A 14,929-nucleotide genomic window follows, 5' to 3' on the forward strand; every position below is an offset into this window, starting at 1 on the left:
GGACATGAGCAGCACCTACCGCGATCGTGAGGATGCCGGCCGACAGCTCGCCGAACGGCTGACCGGCCTGGTCGGAGAACCCGACGTCATCGTGCTGGGGCTGGTCCGGGGCGGCGTGCCGGTGGCCCGGGTGATCGCCGACCGGCTCGGCGCGCCCCTGGACGTCCTGGTGGTCCGCAAGCTCGGCATGCCCTGGGCGCCCGAGGTCGCCTTCGGCGCACTCGGCCCCGGCGGGGTCCGGGTGCTCAACGACGTCGTCGCCGCCCGGCTCGGCCCCGACGACGTCGCCGACGTGCAGCGCCGGGAACAGGCCGAACTGGAACGCCGGGAGGCCCGCTACCGGGCCGGCCGGCCACCGCTGGACCTCACCGGCCGGACCGCCGTGATCGTCGACGACGGGCTGGCCACCGGCGCGACCGCCCGGGCCGCCGTGCAGGTCGCCCGCCACCTCGGCGCCCGCCGGGTCGTCGTCGCGGTGCCGGTCGGCTCCCAGGAGGCGTACGAGATGCTGGCCGCCGAGGCCGACCAGGTGATCTGCGCCCAGCGCCCGCCGGAGTTCGGCGCCGTCGGCGCCTACTACGAGGACTTCCACGAGGTCTCCGACGACGAGGTCAACGAGGCGCTGATCGCCACCGCCTGAACCTCGCGTCGACCGGGTACGGTCGAGCGATGCAGCTCACCTGTCCCAAGTGTCACGGAGACATGCGCCAGTACGAGCGCAGCGGAGTCGTCATCGACCAGTGCACCGAGTGCCGGGGGATCTTCCTCGACCGCGGTGAACTCGAGAAACTGTTCGAGGCCGAGGCGAACTGGAACCAGCAGCACGCCGCCCCGGCGCCCGGGCAGCCCACGGGCCACGGCCCCGCCCAGCCCGGCCACGTCGCCGGCGGGTACGCCCCGCCTCCGCCGCCGCCCCCGCACCAGCCGGGCTACCCCGCGGTGCCGCCCCCGCCGCCGCACGCGCCGGCCTACCCGCCGCAGCCGGCGTACGGCCACAGCGGGCACCAGCAGCAGCACCACGGCTACCACGGGCACTACAAGCGCAAGAAGCACAAGAGCTTCCTCGACGAGATGTTCGGCTGACCGCCACCGGGGCCGGGGCACCCGCCCCGGCCCTTCCGCCCTGCCGATCCGGGCGACCCGTGGCAGGCTCCCCCTCATGAGGTCGATCGCGCAGCACGAGGCGCTCGCTCAGGCGTACGAGGGGATCACCGCCGTGGTCGCCGGGCGGGACGACGCCGACCTGCAACGACCCACCCGCTGCCGGGGCTGGCTCGTCGCCGACCTGCTCTTCCACGTGCTCTGCGACGCCCAGCGCGCCCTGGTCGCCCTGGCCAGCCCCGCCGACGGGCCGCCCGACGTGGACGACGTCAGCTACTGGCGTTCCTTCCCGCCCGGCGGGGACGGCGACGACGCCGCCCGACACGCCTGGTGGGCCCGCCGTTCCGCCGCCGCCTTCGACCGCCCCAGCGGAGTGGTCCGGCTCTGGTCCGACACCGCCCCCGCCGCCGTGCGCGCCGCCACCGCCGCCGACCCGGCCGGCTGCGTCAGCACGCAGGGGCACGTCCTGCGCGTACCCGACTTCCTGGCCACGCTGACCACCGAGGCCGTCATCCATCACCTGGACCTGGTGCTCGATCTGCCCGACGCGCCGTCGCCCGGGCCGCTCGCCTGCCGCGTCGCGGTGACCACGGTGGACGGGCTGCTCAGCGACGACGCGGTCCGCCCGAGCGACTGGGACGACGCCACGTACCTGCTCAAGGCCGCCGGCCGCGAGCCGCTCACCGACCGGGACCGCGCTGCGCTGGGCGAGGCCGCCGGCTGGTTCCCGCTGCTCGGCTGAACGCGGCGACGGTCAGACGATCGCCATGTCGACGAAGCGGGAGAGGTGCAGCTGGGCGGCGACGGTGATGCTGTCGGTGGGCCCGTTTCTGTGCTTGGCGACAATAAAGTCCGCTTCCCCGGCGCGGGGCGACTCCTTGTCGTAGTAGTCGTCGCGGTGCAGCAGGATGACGACGTCGGCATCCTGCTCGATCGAGTTGTGGGTGGCGATGCCGTTGGCGATGAAGTTATGGGTCCCGAGCACGGTCGCGTCGAAGACGTCCTGCTGCCCTAGGGACTCGATCGAGACGACCTCGTCCCAGAAGATGTCGTTGGTAGCGTGCAGATCGAGGTCGGCGGCATCCAGGACGGCGGCGATCTTGGCGAGCCTCGACCGGCTCGGTGCGCGCTTCCACAGCGTGCTTCCACAGAACTGGGTGCCGAGGGCCTTCGCGAAATCGCGGTGACTCATGCCCTGCTCAACCAGGATCTCGCGAACCCTGGTCCACACCTCGGTCGGCACGGTGTCGACGTTCGTGTTGCTCTCCATCGACTCCAGCGAGGCGAGCAGCTGCACACAATTGTGAGCCCGCTCACCGTGCACTCCGATCTCGCGGAGGAACCGCAGCTGGTCGTCCCGCCCCGAGATGTCGAGGGTGTATTGAGGCCGATGACGCGCCACGGGCACCACCTTGAGCCGAGCCGTGATGCCGTACCGGAGCAACAGACGGGAGACGTCCTCGAGCATCCGACGACTGGTCGAGGAGTAGTAGACCCGACCACCCTGGCCCGACTTGTTCAGACAGACCGAGCAGTCAGTCGCCCACAGGTGCCGGAGGAAGAGGGTCACCTGTTCCTTGGGCAGGCTGAAGAGCGACTGGGGGAGGAACTTCTCATGCGACCTCAGGCCGAACAGGCCGAGGCCGTCCAGCCACTCGGCGATCGGATTACGCCGACCGCGAGCCAGCCGGTAGGGGGCGGGCAGCCGGAGCGTGGTGACCCGGGCGGCCGCGTAGTCGTCGCGAACGGCGGTGATACCGAAGTGCTTTGCGGCCTCCGCGACAGCCTGCAGGTTCTCCTCGTCCCGACTGGCGTAACGGATCGGCTGACGTCGCACGAATGAGCCGTCGCCGAGCAGGTGCGCCAGCAGCACCACCTCGGCCTCAACCCAGGGCCGGATGGCCAGGGGCGGCGGCACGTGCCTGGGCGTGGCGAGACGGGCTCCCGGCGTCAGCTCACCCAGCGGCATCCAACCCGCGAAGGTCAGGAAGGGATGGTTGGCTGTCGCGTCGATCCGCTTTCCGGAGGCCAGGGTCAGGCGGAAGACTTCCCGGTTGCCACTGGGGAAGACGTGGGTCATCGTGCGCGGGGCGTATCGGAGGTTCTCGTCGAGCGCCCAGACCGGAATCTCCCTCGCCCCCGCCTCCAGCAGCTCACCCAGCGTGACTTCGGAGTTGTTGTCGGCGCGGATGAGCCTGGTGTCGGCGGTGAGGCAGCCCGACTCACGCAGGTCGGACAGCTGGGGCCGCTTGTCGGTGCGCTGTTCCGGGCCACGGTTCAGCTGGCTCACCGCGATCACCGGGCACTCGACCTCCTTGGCCAGCAGCTTCAGGCCACGGGAGAGGTCCGCGACCTCCTGCTGGCGGCTCTCGGTCCGCTTCGGTGAGGTCATCAGCTGGAGATAGTCGACCACGATCATCTTGAGGTCGTGCTTCTGCTTGAGCCGGCGCGCCTTCGCCCGGATCTCCATCAGGTTCATGCTCGGCGTGTCGTCGACGAAGAGCGGGGCCTCGCTGATCTCGCCCATGCAGCGGGCCAGCTTGGTCCAGTCGTCGTCGGAGAGTTGGCCGCTGCGCAGCACGTGCAGCGGGACCCGCGCCTCGGCCGAGAGCAGTCGCATGACGATCTCGACCTTGCTCATTTCCAGCGAGAAGATCGCCGCCGCCTGGTTGGCGCGGATGGCCGCGTTTCGGGCGAAGTCCATGCTGGCGGTGCTGTTGTGCGTCGGGATCATCGCCCGGCCCGCCAGGTAGAGATGTTCCGGGTTGTCCACGGTCACGCAGCGGACCGGCACGCTGGGCACCGGCCGGACGTCCACGATGTAACGGGAGGTGGTCCGGACATCCGACGACGTCCGGCGTCGTGCGGCGTGGGCGGACCGCTTCCGCTCCAACCGGAAGACCGTGTCGGGCGTGGAGAAGTTCAGCGTGTACCCGATGGACGACGCGGGGCTGCGGCCGCGTACCGGCTTCTCGTTGACCGTGCAGCGGTATCCGAGGCTCACGATCAGCTCGCGGACGCCCTCCGCCAGCCGCTTCGAGGTCGAGGTGTACTGCAGGTTGCCGCTGGGGGCGACCGTCCCGTCGGTGTCCATCAGGCCGGCGAGCAGGGCGCGTCGCTGGGCCTCCGACGCCCGCAGGTACTCCTGCGGGATGTGCTTCTCCGGCGACACCCCGAGAGCCCCGAGCAGCGCGCGGAACGATCCGTGCCGCCCGTGGCACTCGGCGCACCGCCGCGTCGACGGATTCTCCCGCAGCGCCCGAGTGGACGAGCCGCAGTCGACGCAGCGCCGGTCGGCCGGAGCGGGCACCTCAGGGAGCACGATGGTGTAAACCAGCGGGCCGCTCGGGCGCACGACGAACCCGTCCCGCACGACGTGCTCGACCAGCTCCGGATCGGCGGTGGTGAAGCGGCTCGCGTCGGAGTGCCCGTCCCCCAGCCAGACCCCGAGCGTGTACGGCGGGATCGGCAGCTCCCGCTCCGGCAGCTGCAACGGAGCGGCGTTCTCGACGGCGTGGTTGAGCCGGCCGTCCCCACCGGTACGCAACGTCGCCGCGATCTCGGCGGTGGTGACGACACCGTCGTGCCGGACCCGGGCACCGGCGTTGACCGGGCGTTCGGCGCGCTCCCGCGGCCCGGTCAGGAGCGGGCCGGCGGGGTAGCCCGGCGCCGTCCAGTTCCGGGTGTTGCCCGCCCGGGTGACCGGTCGGCTGACCCGGCCGTTCGCGCCGACCTCATGCGCGACGGTGTGCAGCACGTTCTTGAACTCGGGACCGACCAGTTCGAGGGTCTGCGCGAGGGTGACCAGTCGCCGAGGCTGGGCACCGGCGGCCGCCTCCGCCGCCCGGACCTTCGCCAGGGACGACTGCGGCCAGTGCGACCGGAGTCGCGACTGGGGCTGACGGCGGCTGGCCCGGGTGGTGGTCTTCCACAGGTGCTCGGCGTCGGCCACGATGACGCTGCCGTCGGAGAACTCGACCTCGTAACAGGGACGGTCGTACCGGACGTCGAAGGCGGCGGTGATCGTCGTCGGCCGCCCGTCGGCGGCGACCAACTGATCGCCGACCTGGACCTCGCCCATGGTGGTCCAGCCGTCCGGGGTCGGCAGCGGGGTGTCCAGGGCGAGCGCCTTGCCCAGACCGGGCCGGCCGGCCACGATGATGAGCTGCCCCGGGTGCAGGCCGTTGAGCAGCCGGTCCAGGTCGGTGAAGCCGGTCGGCACGCCGGTCATCACCCCGCCCTGCGCCCCGACCGCCTCGATCTCGTCGAGCGTCGGCTGGAGCATGTCGGCCAGCACCGCGAAGTCCTCGCTGACCCGGCGCTCGGTCACCTCGTAGACGGCCTGCTGGGCGAGGTCGACGATGTCGTCGACGTCCCGGCTGCCGCCGTTGGCGGTGCCGTAGCCGAGCTGCACGATGCGGGTGCCGGCCTCGACCAGCCGGCGCAGCACCGCCCGCTCGCCGACGATCCGGGCGTAGTACGCCGCGTTGGCGGCGGTGGGCACGCTGGCGATGAGGGTGTGCAGGTAGGGCGCGCCGCCCACCCGGGCCAGGTCACCGGAGTCGGCCAGGGCCGCCGCGACGGTGATCGGGTCGGCCGGCTCGCCCCGGCCGTAGATGTCGAGGATCGCGTCGAAGATGGTGGCGTGCACCGGCCGGTAGAAGTCGTTCGTCTTGAGGATCTCGACGACGTCGGCGATGGCGTCCTTGGACAGCAGCATGCCGCCGAGGACGCACTGCTCCGCGGCGACGTCCTGGGGTGGGGTCTTGTCGAACTGCCCGTCGCGCTGCGCGGGGGCGGGCGGCTGCCCGCCAGCCCGGGGCTCCGCCCGCATGTCGTCGGTGACCGACACGGATCCCCCTCCACTGCGTCGGGTCGATACCAGCTCTACCGGCCGGGTGCGACAACTTCCGATCGACCCGGCCGGTCGATCGGGGGCGATCGCGCGACCGGTCGGTGCCCCACGATACGGAACCCGAGGTCAGACCCCAACCAGGCCGGTGGACGAGCCTCGGGACAACCTGTGGATGGAGTGGACGAGCGTGTGCGCAGCGTGTGCACAGGTTGTGGAAAACCGGTGGGGAATTCTGGGCCGGTCGGCTCTGACCTGCGGAAACATCATCCCCACCCTGTGGACGGGTATTTTCCGGTAAGGCTTTGGGTTCGGATTTCCCGTACTATCTGCTGGGAACGGCTACACCTGGACAGCGGATTGCGCTTTCGGTTGAGAAGGGTCACGCTCCGGCCGTGAGTTACCGGGACTGGGAGCGCGGGGAGGGCAGCCCGCGCGAGCGTCAGCCGGTCGCCCCGTGGGACGACTTCGGTGAGGCTGTCCCGGCCGATCCATACCGGTCCGCGGCCGAGGGCTACCGCACCCCCAGCCGACGGCGGGCCGCCGAACGCGGTCAGCAGGAGCCGGTCGACGCCTACCTGCCGCGTTGGGCCGTGGAGTCGGGCATCGCGCACGCCGACGGCCGGGGCCGGCACGCCGCGCCGGACGACGACGAGTACGACGACCGTCCGATCTCCGGGGGCGGGCGGCGCAGCGAGCGCAGCTGGGGCGAGCCCCGGGCGATCGGCGCCACGGCCGAGTCCGACCACACTCGGGAGTGGACCTTCGACCGTCCGCAGGACCAGGGGTACGTCGGCAGCCGGCGCGCCGACTCCGTGGAGGACGAGCCGGTATCCGGGGCCGTGCCGACGCCCCGGCCACGTCGATCGGCGTCGCGCCGTCCCCAGGTGATCTGGTCGGGTGTCGAGGAGTCCGACGAGGAGTCGGGCGCGGCCGCGCGGGAGGTGGAGCGGCCGACCCGGCGCAGCCGGCGTGCCTCGGCCGACGCCTGGTCCCGCCCGGCCGTCGACCCGTGGAGCCGTACCGAGCCGGTGGTGGAGCCGGAACCGGAATACCGGCCGGCGGTGGACCCGTGGGACGCCTCCGGGGTGCACGCCTGGCAGCGCTCGGGCCCCGAGGACCGCTGGGGCGCCGCCGGTGGGGCCGCCCGGTGGGATCAGGGCGACAGCACCGGCCAGTGGGACCGGTTCACCGACACCGGCCAGTGGGACCGTGGCGACCTGGCCCGACGGGACCGGTACGAGGAGCCGAGCCGGTGGGAGGACCGCACCGACGTCAGCCGCTGGGACCGTACCGAGCCACCCCGGTCGGCGGAGCCGGTGACCGGTGAGGGTTGGTCGTGGCCGGAGCAGCCGGACGGGTTCTGGTCGGGCACGCGGCTGGCCGGGGACGATCCGCGGTGGATGGACCCGCCCTCGTCGGCGCCCCGGTCGCCGGCGATCGCCTACACCGCGCCGCGACCGCGCCCGTCTCCCCGCCGTCGGGTGGAGCCGGCCGCGCCGGTCGCCGCCCCGTCGTGGCGTGACCGGATCGATTCGGTCGGTGGCGGGGTGTGGAACCGCCGCCTGGAGGACGACCTGCTGGACCCGGATCCGGGTGGTCCGCTGCGTCCGCTGCTCTACACCGCCGCCTGCTATCTGGTGCCGGCGGCGCTGGTCTTCGGGTGGCTGCTGACCCTAAACGGCCAGGCGCCGGCGGGGTGCGTGACGGACATCAGCGGCGGCGGCTGCGATTCGCCGCGGGCGCACGCCTTCGCGTCGTTGGTGGCCGGGGCGCCGCGCTTCGGACTGGCGCTGGTGAGCAGCCTCGTCGTCGCCGGGCTGTTGCGCCGGGTGGGCACGACCTGGCGGTCGGCGACGGTGGCGTTGGCCGCCGCTGTGGTCGGCGGGGGCCTGTCCACCGTCATGATCAGCGCGGTGACCGGCCAGCCGATCGGCTGAGCCCGCCGCCCGCCGCTACGAGAACATGCGAAAGGGCCCGCACCGGAGTCCGGTGCGGGCCCTTTCGTCGTGCGGTGGGTGTCAGCCCTGAACGACGTTGAGGTCGAACTTGGCGGACACCTCGGGGTGCAGCTTGATCCGCACCGGGTAGGAGCCGGTCGACTTGATGTGACCGGGCAGCTCCAGCCGACGGCGGTCGAGGGCCGGGCCGCCGGCCGCCTTGACGGCGTCGACGATCTCGGCCGGGGTGACCGAGCCGAAGAGCCGGCCACCGTCACCGGCGCGGGCCTTCAGGGTGACCTTCAGACCTTCGAGCTGGTCCTTGACCTCGTTGGCGTGGCCCAGGTCGCGGATCTCGCGGGCCGAGCGGGCCCGCTTGATGACCGTGACCTGCTTCTCCGCACCCTTGGTCCAGCTGATCGCGAAGCCCTGCGGCAGCAGGTAGTTACGGCCGTAGCCGTTCTTGACCTCGACGATGTCGCCGGGGGCACCGAGACCGGAAACTTCCTGGGTCAGGATGATCTTCATGTCGGTGCCTCCTCTCAGCGGGCCGTGGCGGTGTACGGCAGGAGCGCCATCTCACGGGCGTTCTTGACCGCACGGGCGATCTGCCGCTGCTGCTGCGAGGTCACGCCGGTCACCCGCCGAGCGCGGATCTTGCCGCGGTCGGAGATGAACTTGCGCAGCAGCGCGGTGTCCTTGTAGTCGATGTAGGTGATCCCGTCCTTGTCGAGCGGGTTCACCTTCTTCTTCGGCTTGCGAAGTGCCGCAGCCTTGGCCATTGCTCGTGCTCCTGGTTTGCGATCGCGGGCGCTCGGCGCCATTAGAACGGGGGCTCCTCGTCGAAGTTTCCGCCGCCCGAACCGGAGCGCGACGGAGACGGCGCGGCCGAAGCCCAGGGGTCGTCGAAGTTGCCTCCGCCGCCACCCTGGCCACCACCGCCACCAGAACCGAAGCCACCGCCGCCGCCACCCGAGCGCGACATCTTCTGCACCTTCGCCGTGGCGTAGCGCAGCGACGGGCCGATCTCGTCGACCTCGAGCTCGATGACGGTGCGCTTCTCACCCTCGCGGGTCTCGTACGACCGCTGACGCAGCCGACCCGAGACGATCACGCGGGCGCCCCGCTGGAGCGACTCGGCGACGTGCTCCGCCGCCTGCCGCCACACGGTGCAGGCCAGGAAGAGCGGCTCGCCGTCCTTCCACTCGCCGGAGGCCTTGTCCATGAACCGGGGCGTCGAAGCGACCCGGAACTTGGCGACCGCCGCACCGGACGGGGTGAACCGCAACTCGGGGTCATCGGTCAGGTTGCCGATGACCGTGATGGTGGTGTCTCCTGCCATGACCATCTCCTCGCGCACTCATCGTTCTGCCGTACAGGCTCTCAGAGCCGTGCGACAGTGGCGATGAGGCTGATCCGGGCGAACCGGGATTTGAATGCTTAGCGCATCTCCGGCCGGATGACCTTGGTGCGCAGCACGGACTCGTTGAGCCGCAGCTGACGGTCCAGCTCGGCCACCGCCTCCGGCGTCGCCTGCAGGTCGATGACGGCGTAGATGCCTTCGGCCTTCTTGTTGATCTCGTACGCGAGGCGCCGGCGGCCCCACACGTCGGTCTTCTCCACCGAGCCACCCGCGGTCCGAATCACGTTCAGGTACGTGTCGAGCGACGGGGCGACGGTGCGCTCCTCGAGGCTGGGGTCGAGGATCACCATGACTTCGTAATGACGCAAGACGTGCTCACCTCCTGTGGGCTATGCGGCCACGGTCCTTCCGTGGCAGGAGGTCGTGCGTCGCTGCCCGCTCCGGGGTCGGGGGAACCCGGCCGGACGCGGACAACCGCACCAGGATACCCGGTCCGGACGATCATGCCCGGGCAGGTCGGACCAGCCGGCCGGGCGCGGTGACAGGGGCCCGCCCCGATGCCCGAAGGCCGGTGGCGGACCCCTGTCCACATGGACCGCGGGGCGTCCCATCCGCATTCCTTGGGTGGGACCTGGGGAGGAACGACCACACCGATGAGGTTGGATCGAGGACGCCCCGCGGAGCTCTTTCCTGTTGTTATCCGACCGTACAACGGCTCTCGTCACTAGTTGGTGGAAATACCACTATTAGTCCGAGCTTCCTGTCGGTGGTCGGTGGACCGGGTCGGGCGGGTCCCGCCCCCGACGTGCCGGGCCGCACGACGGGGGTGACCCCGCACCGGGATCGACCGCGATGCCCCTGGCCCTACGGGCCGGAAGAGCCCGGCATCGATCCCACCCGAGTCAACGAACGCCCGGCCCGACGGTGACGCGAGCGGGCCGCATCCGGTGCCCCGACTCCCCGCCTCCGTCACCCCGGGCGTCGGGGATGCGACGTAGGCTCGCCTGCATGCGTATCGGAGCCCACGTCGACCAGGCCGACCCGTTGGCGGAGGCGGCCGCCCGTTCCGCCGAGGCGGTGCAGTTCTTCCTCTCCGACCCGCAGGGTTGGAAGGCCCCGAAACCCCGCGAGGACGCGGCCCGCCTGCGCGCCGCCGAGGTGGACCTCTACGTCCACGCCCCGTACGTGATCAACGTGGCCACCCTGAACAACCGGATCCGGATTCCCAGCCGCAAGCTGCTGCTCGGGCACGCGGCCGCGGCGGCGGAGATCGGCGCCAAGGGGCTGATCGTGCACGGCGGGCACGTCAACGCCGGCGACGACCTCGCCGTCGGCTTCGACAACTGGCGCAAGACCTTCGCGTACGCGGCGGACTCCGGCGGCTTCCCGGTGCCGGTGCTGATCGAGAACACCGCCGGCGGTGACAACGCCTGCGCCCGGCGGCTCGACGCGCTGGCCCGGCTCTGGGACGCCGTCGGCGACCACGAGGTCGGCTTCTGCCTGGACACCTGCCACGCGTACGCGGGCGGCGAGGAACTGCTCGACCTGGTCGACCGGGTCAAGGCGATCACCGGTCGGATCGACCTGGTCCACGCCAACAACTCCAAGGGCGCTTTCAACTCCGGGCAGGACCGGCACGACAACCTCGACGGCGGCACCATCGACCCGGACCTGGTGGTCGCGGTGATCCGCGCCGCCGGCGCGCCGGTGATCGTGGAGACGCCCGGCGGGGCCAAGGGTCAGGGGGCGGACATCGCCTTCCTGCGGGACAAGCTCGGCACGGGGGCCTGACCCGGATGACCACGAACGCGACCGGCGGCGCCCAGCCGACCGGGCAGACCGACCGGCCCGACGAGCAGGGCAACACGCCCGCGGGCACCACCGGACAGGACGCCGCCCCCGACACGACGGCCACCACGAAGAGCTCGGGAACGGACGACGCCACCGACGCGAAGAAGTCCACGACCACGGACACCGCGAAGGCCACCACCGGCAACGACGGAAAAGACGGCGCCGCCGGCGCCACAGCCGCGACCACGGACACCGCCGGGGCCACCACCGGCGACACCGGAAGAGCCGGCACCACCGACGCCAGAGCCGCGGACACCGCGAAGGCCACCGTCGGCGAGACCGGGAAGCACGACGCCCCCGACGCCAGGGCCGGGAGCGACGGCGACGAGAAGAAGGACCGCGAGGGAGAGCCGCGGGACCGCTGGTCGGCGTTCGCTCCGGCGCCCGACCCGGTGCCGGGGCGTCCCCGCCGCGCGGCGCGCGTCGTCGGTCGGCTCCTGGCCCACGAGTGGACGCTGGCCACCCTGGCCGCGCTGGCGCTCGCCGTCGGCATGACCTGGCCGACGCTGCGCTACCCGCTCTACACGCTGCCGCAGGACTACTGGGACCCGAGCCTGCAGGCCTGGCAGATGGCCTGGTCGGGGCACGCCCTGCGGACCGAGCCGGGCCAGTTGTTCCACTCCAACACGTTCTTCCCGGAGCAGTGGAGCTTCGCCTTCTCCGACATGCTGCTCGGCTACGCCCCGGCCGGCATGATCGGCACCGGCCCCGAGGCGGCCGTGCTCCGCTACAACATCATGTTCGTGCTGGCTCACGCGCTGGCCACGCTCGGGGCGTACGCGCTGGCCCGGCAGCTGGGAGCGGGCCGCGCGGGGGCCGCGGTGGCCGGGGTCAGCTACACGTACGCGCCGTGGCTGCTCGCCCAGGCGGGGCATCTGCACATCGTCTCCAACGGCGGTATCCCGCTGGCGCTGGCCATGCTGGCCCGGGGTCACGGCTGGTCGCTGCGGTACGGCTACCGCCCGGAACGGCGGCACGAGGGCTGGACGTACACCGGCTGGCTGGTGGCGGCCTGGCAGCTCAGCCTGGGCTTCGGGATCGGCCTGCCGTTCGGGTACGTCCTGGCCGGCATCGTGCTGGTCGCGGCCACGACCTGGTTCCTGCGGCGCTGGGTGGTCCGGCCGGTGAAGCGTCCGTTCGGCACCCGACTGCTCGTCGCGGACCTGGTCGGCGGGCTGATCTTCGCCGGCGTGGGCGCGCTGCTGGCCATCCCGTACTTCAAGGTCGCGGAGCTGCACCCCAACGCGGCGCGCACGCTCGGCGACATCGGGGTCTACTCGCCGCCGGCGCTGGGCTTCTTCACCGCCCCGGCGGAGTCCCGGGTCTGGGGCGAGCTGCACGAGGCGGCGCGCGCGACGCTGCCCTGGCACCCCGAGATGACGCTGCTGCCCGGCTTCGTGCTCTACGCGCTGGCCGCGGGGGGCCTGTTCTTTTCGGTCTGGAAGGTGCGGCAGCGGCTGCTGCTGCTCGCCGGGGTGCTGGTCACCATGGTGCTGGCCATGGGCACCCGGTTCTTCGACGGCACCTTCACCTACGGCCTGCTCTTCGAGCACCTCCCGGGCTGGAACGGGCTGCGCACCCCGGGCCGGATGATGCTCTGGACGACGCTGCTGCTCGGCGTGCTCGCGGCCGGCGCGGTGAGCGCCTTCGCCGACCGGGTCGGCGAGATCGCCGCCGAGCGGGGCCCCTACCGGCCGTCGCCGTGGCTGCGGGTGGCCGTGGTGGTTCCGGTGCTGCTGGTCCTGGCGGAGGGGTTGAACGTCACTCCGCACCCGGTGGTCCCGGAGCAGCCGGTGGCGATGCGGACCGTGGACGGCCCGATGCTGGTGCTGCCGAGCAGCCAGAACCTCGACCAGCCGGTGATGCTCTGGTCCACCAGCACCTTCCCGGACCTGGTCAACGGCGGCAGTGGCTTCACCCCCACCCAGCTCGACGACGTGCGCCGGGTGACGCTGGCCTTCCCCGACCAGACCAGCGTCGACTACCTGCGCACGCTCGGCGTCCGCAACGTGGTGCTGCTGCGCGACCAGATCGTCGGCACCCCGTGGGAGGTCACCGTCAACGCGCCGGTCGACCAGCTCGGCATCACCCGCGAGGAGGTCGGCGACGCCGTGGTGTTCCGTCTCTGAGCGCGGCACGGGGTGGGTGTTGCGGGGGAGCCCGACCGACTCCGGGCGGTCAGGCTTGATCCCTGCGCCGGGGGCTCCCCCGCAAAACCTGACTAGCCGAGGCCGTCTTGGACTTGCGCGTCGTCAGGTGGGGACGGTGGTCGAAAGAGGCTGCGGAGAGCGGGCGGCGGTGTGGCGGTCGGCCAGCCAGGGGGTGTCGGGGGCGCCGTCGAGGACGCCGCCGTCCGGGTCGTCGGCGTAGGTGCGCCGCACCGCGTCGCGTTCCGGGTGCAGGATGTCCCGGATCACCAGCACGCAGAGCAGCACGACCGTGCCCAGCCGGAGCGTCGAGGCCAGCACGAACACGCCCTCGGGGAAGACCGGCCGGCTGGTCGCCGCGCCGAGCAGCTCGCCGTAGAAGGCGGCGAAGTAGCAGACCTCGGCGAGCTGCCAGGCGAGGAAGGCGCCCCAGCGGGGGCGGGCCAGTACCGCCAGCGGCAGCAGCCAGAGCACGAACTGCTGCGACCAGACCTTGCTGAAGATCAGGAACGCGGCGACCACCAGGAAGGCGAGCTGGGCCAGCCGGGGCCGGCGGGGGGCCAGCAGCGCCAGCGCGGCCACGCCGAGGCAGGCCAGGATGAACAGGGCGTACGACAGGGTGTTGAGCGTCGGGATGTGCGCGTTCAACCACTGGAACGGCCCCTGGTCGCCGGCCACACCGGTGTTCACCTTGCCGTCGAAGTACCGCCCGATATACCAGAGCGTGCCCCAGTCGATGGGCCGGGTGTCGTTCAGTTCGAAGAAGCGGTACCAGTTCTCCCGGTAGGGAATCGCCACCGGCAGGTTGACCGCCAGCAGCACCACCACCGCGGTGCCGATGGCGGTCAGCGCGGCGCGCACCCGGGCGGCCCGCAACGCGAGCAGCAGGATGGGCCAGAACAGGAACAGCGGCCACAGTTTGGCGGCGCCGCCGAGGCCGAGCAGCAGCCCGGCGAGCGCGGGTCGGCGGCGGGCCCACGCGGCCAGGCCGAAGGCGGCCAGCCCGATGGCGAGGAAGTCCCAGTTGACCGTGGCGGTGAGCAGCAGCGCCGGGGCCAGCGCGAAGAGCGCGGCGTCCCAGGGTCGTCGGCGGCGCAGGGCGAGGATCACCGCGACGGTGGCGACGGCCAGCGCGCTGAGCGTCAGCGCGTTGAGGTTGTAGAACCACTGGCCCTGGTTGAGCTGCGGGTCGTCGGCGCCGAGGCTGTGCACCGGCAGGCCGAGCGCGCCCATGAAGTAGCCGGTGAGCACGGGGTACTCGACCGGGTGGTCCCGGTAGGGGACCTTGCCCTCGTTGAGTCCCTCGGCGTAGTAGAGGGCGAGCACGTCGGTGTAGCAGAGCCGGGTGTACTGCACGTTGTTCTGCCAGGCGCCGTCCTGGCAGGGCGACTTCTGCACCCAGTGCAACGCCAGGGTGAGGCAGGCCAGCGCGAGGACGATCCGCGCGGCGGTCCAGAAGTGCCCTTCCCGGCCGGCGGGCCGGTCCAGCGCGACCGCGTGGTCGCCGAGCGGACCGCCGATCAGCTCGGAGGCGCCTCGGACGAAACCGTCCGACCGGGACGGGTGGTCGCTGGTCCCGGCGTCGTCGAGGCCGGCCGTCGACTGGGTGCTCATGGAGAGGCATCCTGCCGTACGTCCGGGGTCGCCGTCCCGTCCCGCAGCGCCACAACCGGAA

Annotated in this window: 12 protein-coding genes; 6 read left to right on the forward strand and 6 right to left on the reverse strand. The window is 71.9% G+C overall.

Features of this window, described 5'->3' with window-relative positions; genetic code table 11:
- The first annotated feature begins 4 nt into the window (after positions 1-4).
- From V6U89_RS07495 to V6U89_RS07505, 3 genes are all read left to right on the forward strand, one after another.
- Complete coding sequence (locus V6U89_RS07495) at positions 5-640, forward strand: phosphoribosyltransferase (RefSeq protein ID WP_154941091.1); 636 nt, start codon at positions 5-7, stop codon at positions 638-640.
- Positions 641-669: 29 nt separating this feature from the next.
- Positions 670-1,083 carry a TFIIB-type zinc ribbon-containing protein gene (locus tag V6U89_RS07500; protein WP_334569948.1) on the forward strand — a complete coding sequence of 138 codons (414 nt, stop codon included), beginning with the start codon at positions 670-672 and terminating at the stop codon, positions 1,081-1,083.
- A gap of 76 nt (positions 1,084-1,159) precedes the next feature.
- The gene (locus V6U89_RS07505) at positions 1,160-1,843 is read left to right on the forward strand and encodes a maleylpyruvate isomerase N-terminal domain-containing protein (protein ID WP_334569950.1); all 684 of its coding nucleotides are present in this window, start codon (positions 1,160-1,162) and stop codon (positions 1,841-1,843) included.
- A gap of 12 nt (positions 1,844-1,855) precedes the next feature.
- On the opposite strand, the gene V6U89_RS07510 is transcribed toward V6U89_RS07505, so the two are convergent.
- The gene (locus V6U89_RS07510) at positions 1,856-5,935 is read right to left on the reverse strand and encodes a replicative DNA helicase (protein ID WP_334570144.1); all 4,080 of its coding nucleotides are present in this window, start codon (positions 5,933-5,935) and stop codon (positions 1,856-1,858) included.
- Positions 5,936-6,348: 413 nt separating this feature from the next.
- Here V6U89_RS07510 and V6U89_RS07515 point away from each other — a divergent pair, with 413 nt between their 5' ends.
- Positions 6,349-7,893, forward strand: a complete 1,545-nt coding sequence (locus V6U89_RS07515) for a hypothetical protein (RefSeq protein WP_334569951.1) — start codon at positions 6,349-6,351, stop codon at positions 7,891-7,893.
- Positions 7,894-7,974: 81 nt separating this feature from the next.
- Here V6U89_RS07515 and rplI read toward each other — a convergent pair whose 3' ends face one another.
- From rplI to rpsF, 4 genes are all read right to left on the reverse strand, one after another.
- Positions 7,975-8,421: a 50S ribosomal protein L9 gene (gene rplI / locus V6U89_RS07520; protein ID WP_334569953.1), complete on the reverse strand. Its 447-nt coding sequence runs from the start codon at positions 8,419-8,421 to the stop codon at positions 7,975-7,977.
- Positions 8,422-8,435: 14 nt separating this feature from the next.
- On the reverse strand, positions 8,436-8,675 hold the full coding sequence (gene rpsR, locus V6U89_RS07525; protein ID WP_007073789.1) for a 30S ribosomal protein S18: 240 nt from the start codon (positions 8,673-8,675) through the stop codon (positions 8,436-8,438).
- Positions 8,676-8,716: 41 nt separating this feature from the next.
- Positions 8,717-9,253 carry a single-stranded DNA-binding protein gene (locus V6U89_RS07530; RefSeq protein WP_179802407.1) on the reverse strand — a complete coding sequence of 179 codons (537 nt, stop codon included), beginning with the start codon at positions 9,251-9,253 and terminating at the stop codon, positions 8,717-8,719.
- Between the two features lie 80 nt (positions 9,254-9,333).
- A complete protein-coding gene (gene rpsF / locus V6U89_RS07535) occupies positions 9,334-9,624 on the reverse strand; it encodes a 30S ribosomal protein S6 (RefSeq protein ID WP_120328341.1) in 291 nt (96 codons plus the stop codon).
- Between the two features lie 640 nt (positions 9,625-10,264).
- Between rpsF and V6U89_RS07540 the strand changes: the two genes are divergently transcribed.
- Both V6U89_RS07540 and V6U89_RS07545 read left to right on the forward strand, forming a co-directional pair.
- Positions 10,265-11,047, forward strand: coding sequence for a deoxyribonuclease IV (locus tag V6U89_RS07540; RefSeq protein ID WP_334569954.1), 783 nt, complete (start codon positions 10,265-10,267; stop codon positions 11,045-11,047).
- 5 nt (positions 11,048-11,052) lie between these two features.
- Positions 11,053-13,236, forward strand: coding sequence for a hypothetical protein (locus V6U89_RS07545; RefSeq protein ID WP_334569955.1), 2,184 nt, complete (start codon positions 11,053-11,055; stop codon positions 13,234-13,236).
- 123 nt (positions 13,237-13,359) lie between these two features.
- Here the strand turns inward: V6U89_RS07545 and V6U89_RS07550 are convergent, their stop codons facing one another.
- Positions 13,360-14,868 (reverse strand): glycosyltransferase family 87 protein, encoded by a 1,509-nt coding sequence (locus V6U89_RS07550; RefSeq protein WP_334569956.1) that lies wholly within the window; start codon positions 14,866-14,868, stop codon positions 13,360-13,362.
- Between the last annotated feature and the right edge of the window lie 61 nt (positions 14,869-14,929).

Origin of the sequence: Micromonospora sp. CPCC 206171, from assembly GCF_036906755.1 — a bacterium.
In the GTDB taxonomy this organism is placed as follows: Bacteria; Actinomycetota; Actinomycetes; order Mycobacteriales; family Micromonosporaceae; genus Micromonospora; species Micromonospora purpureochromogenes.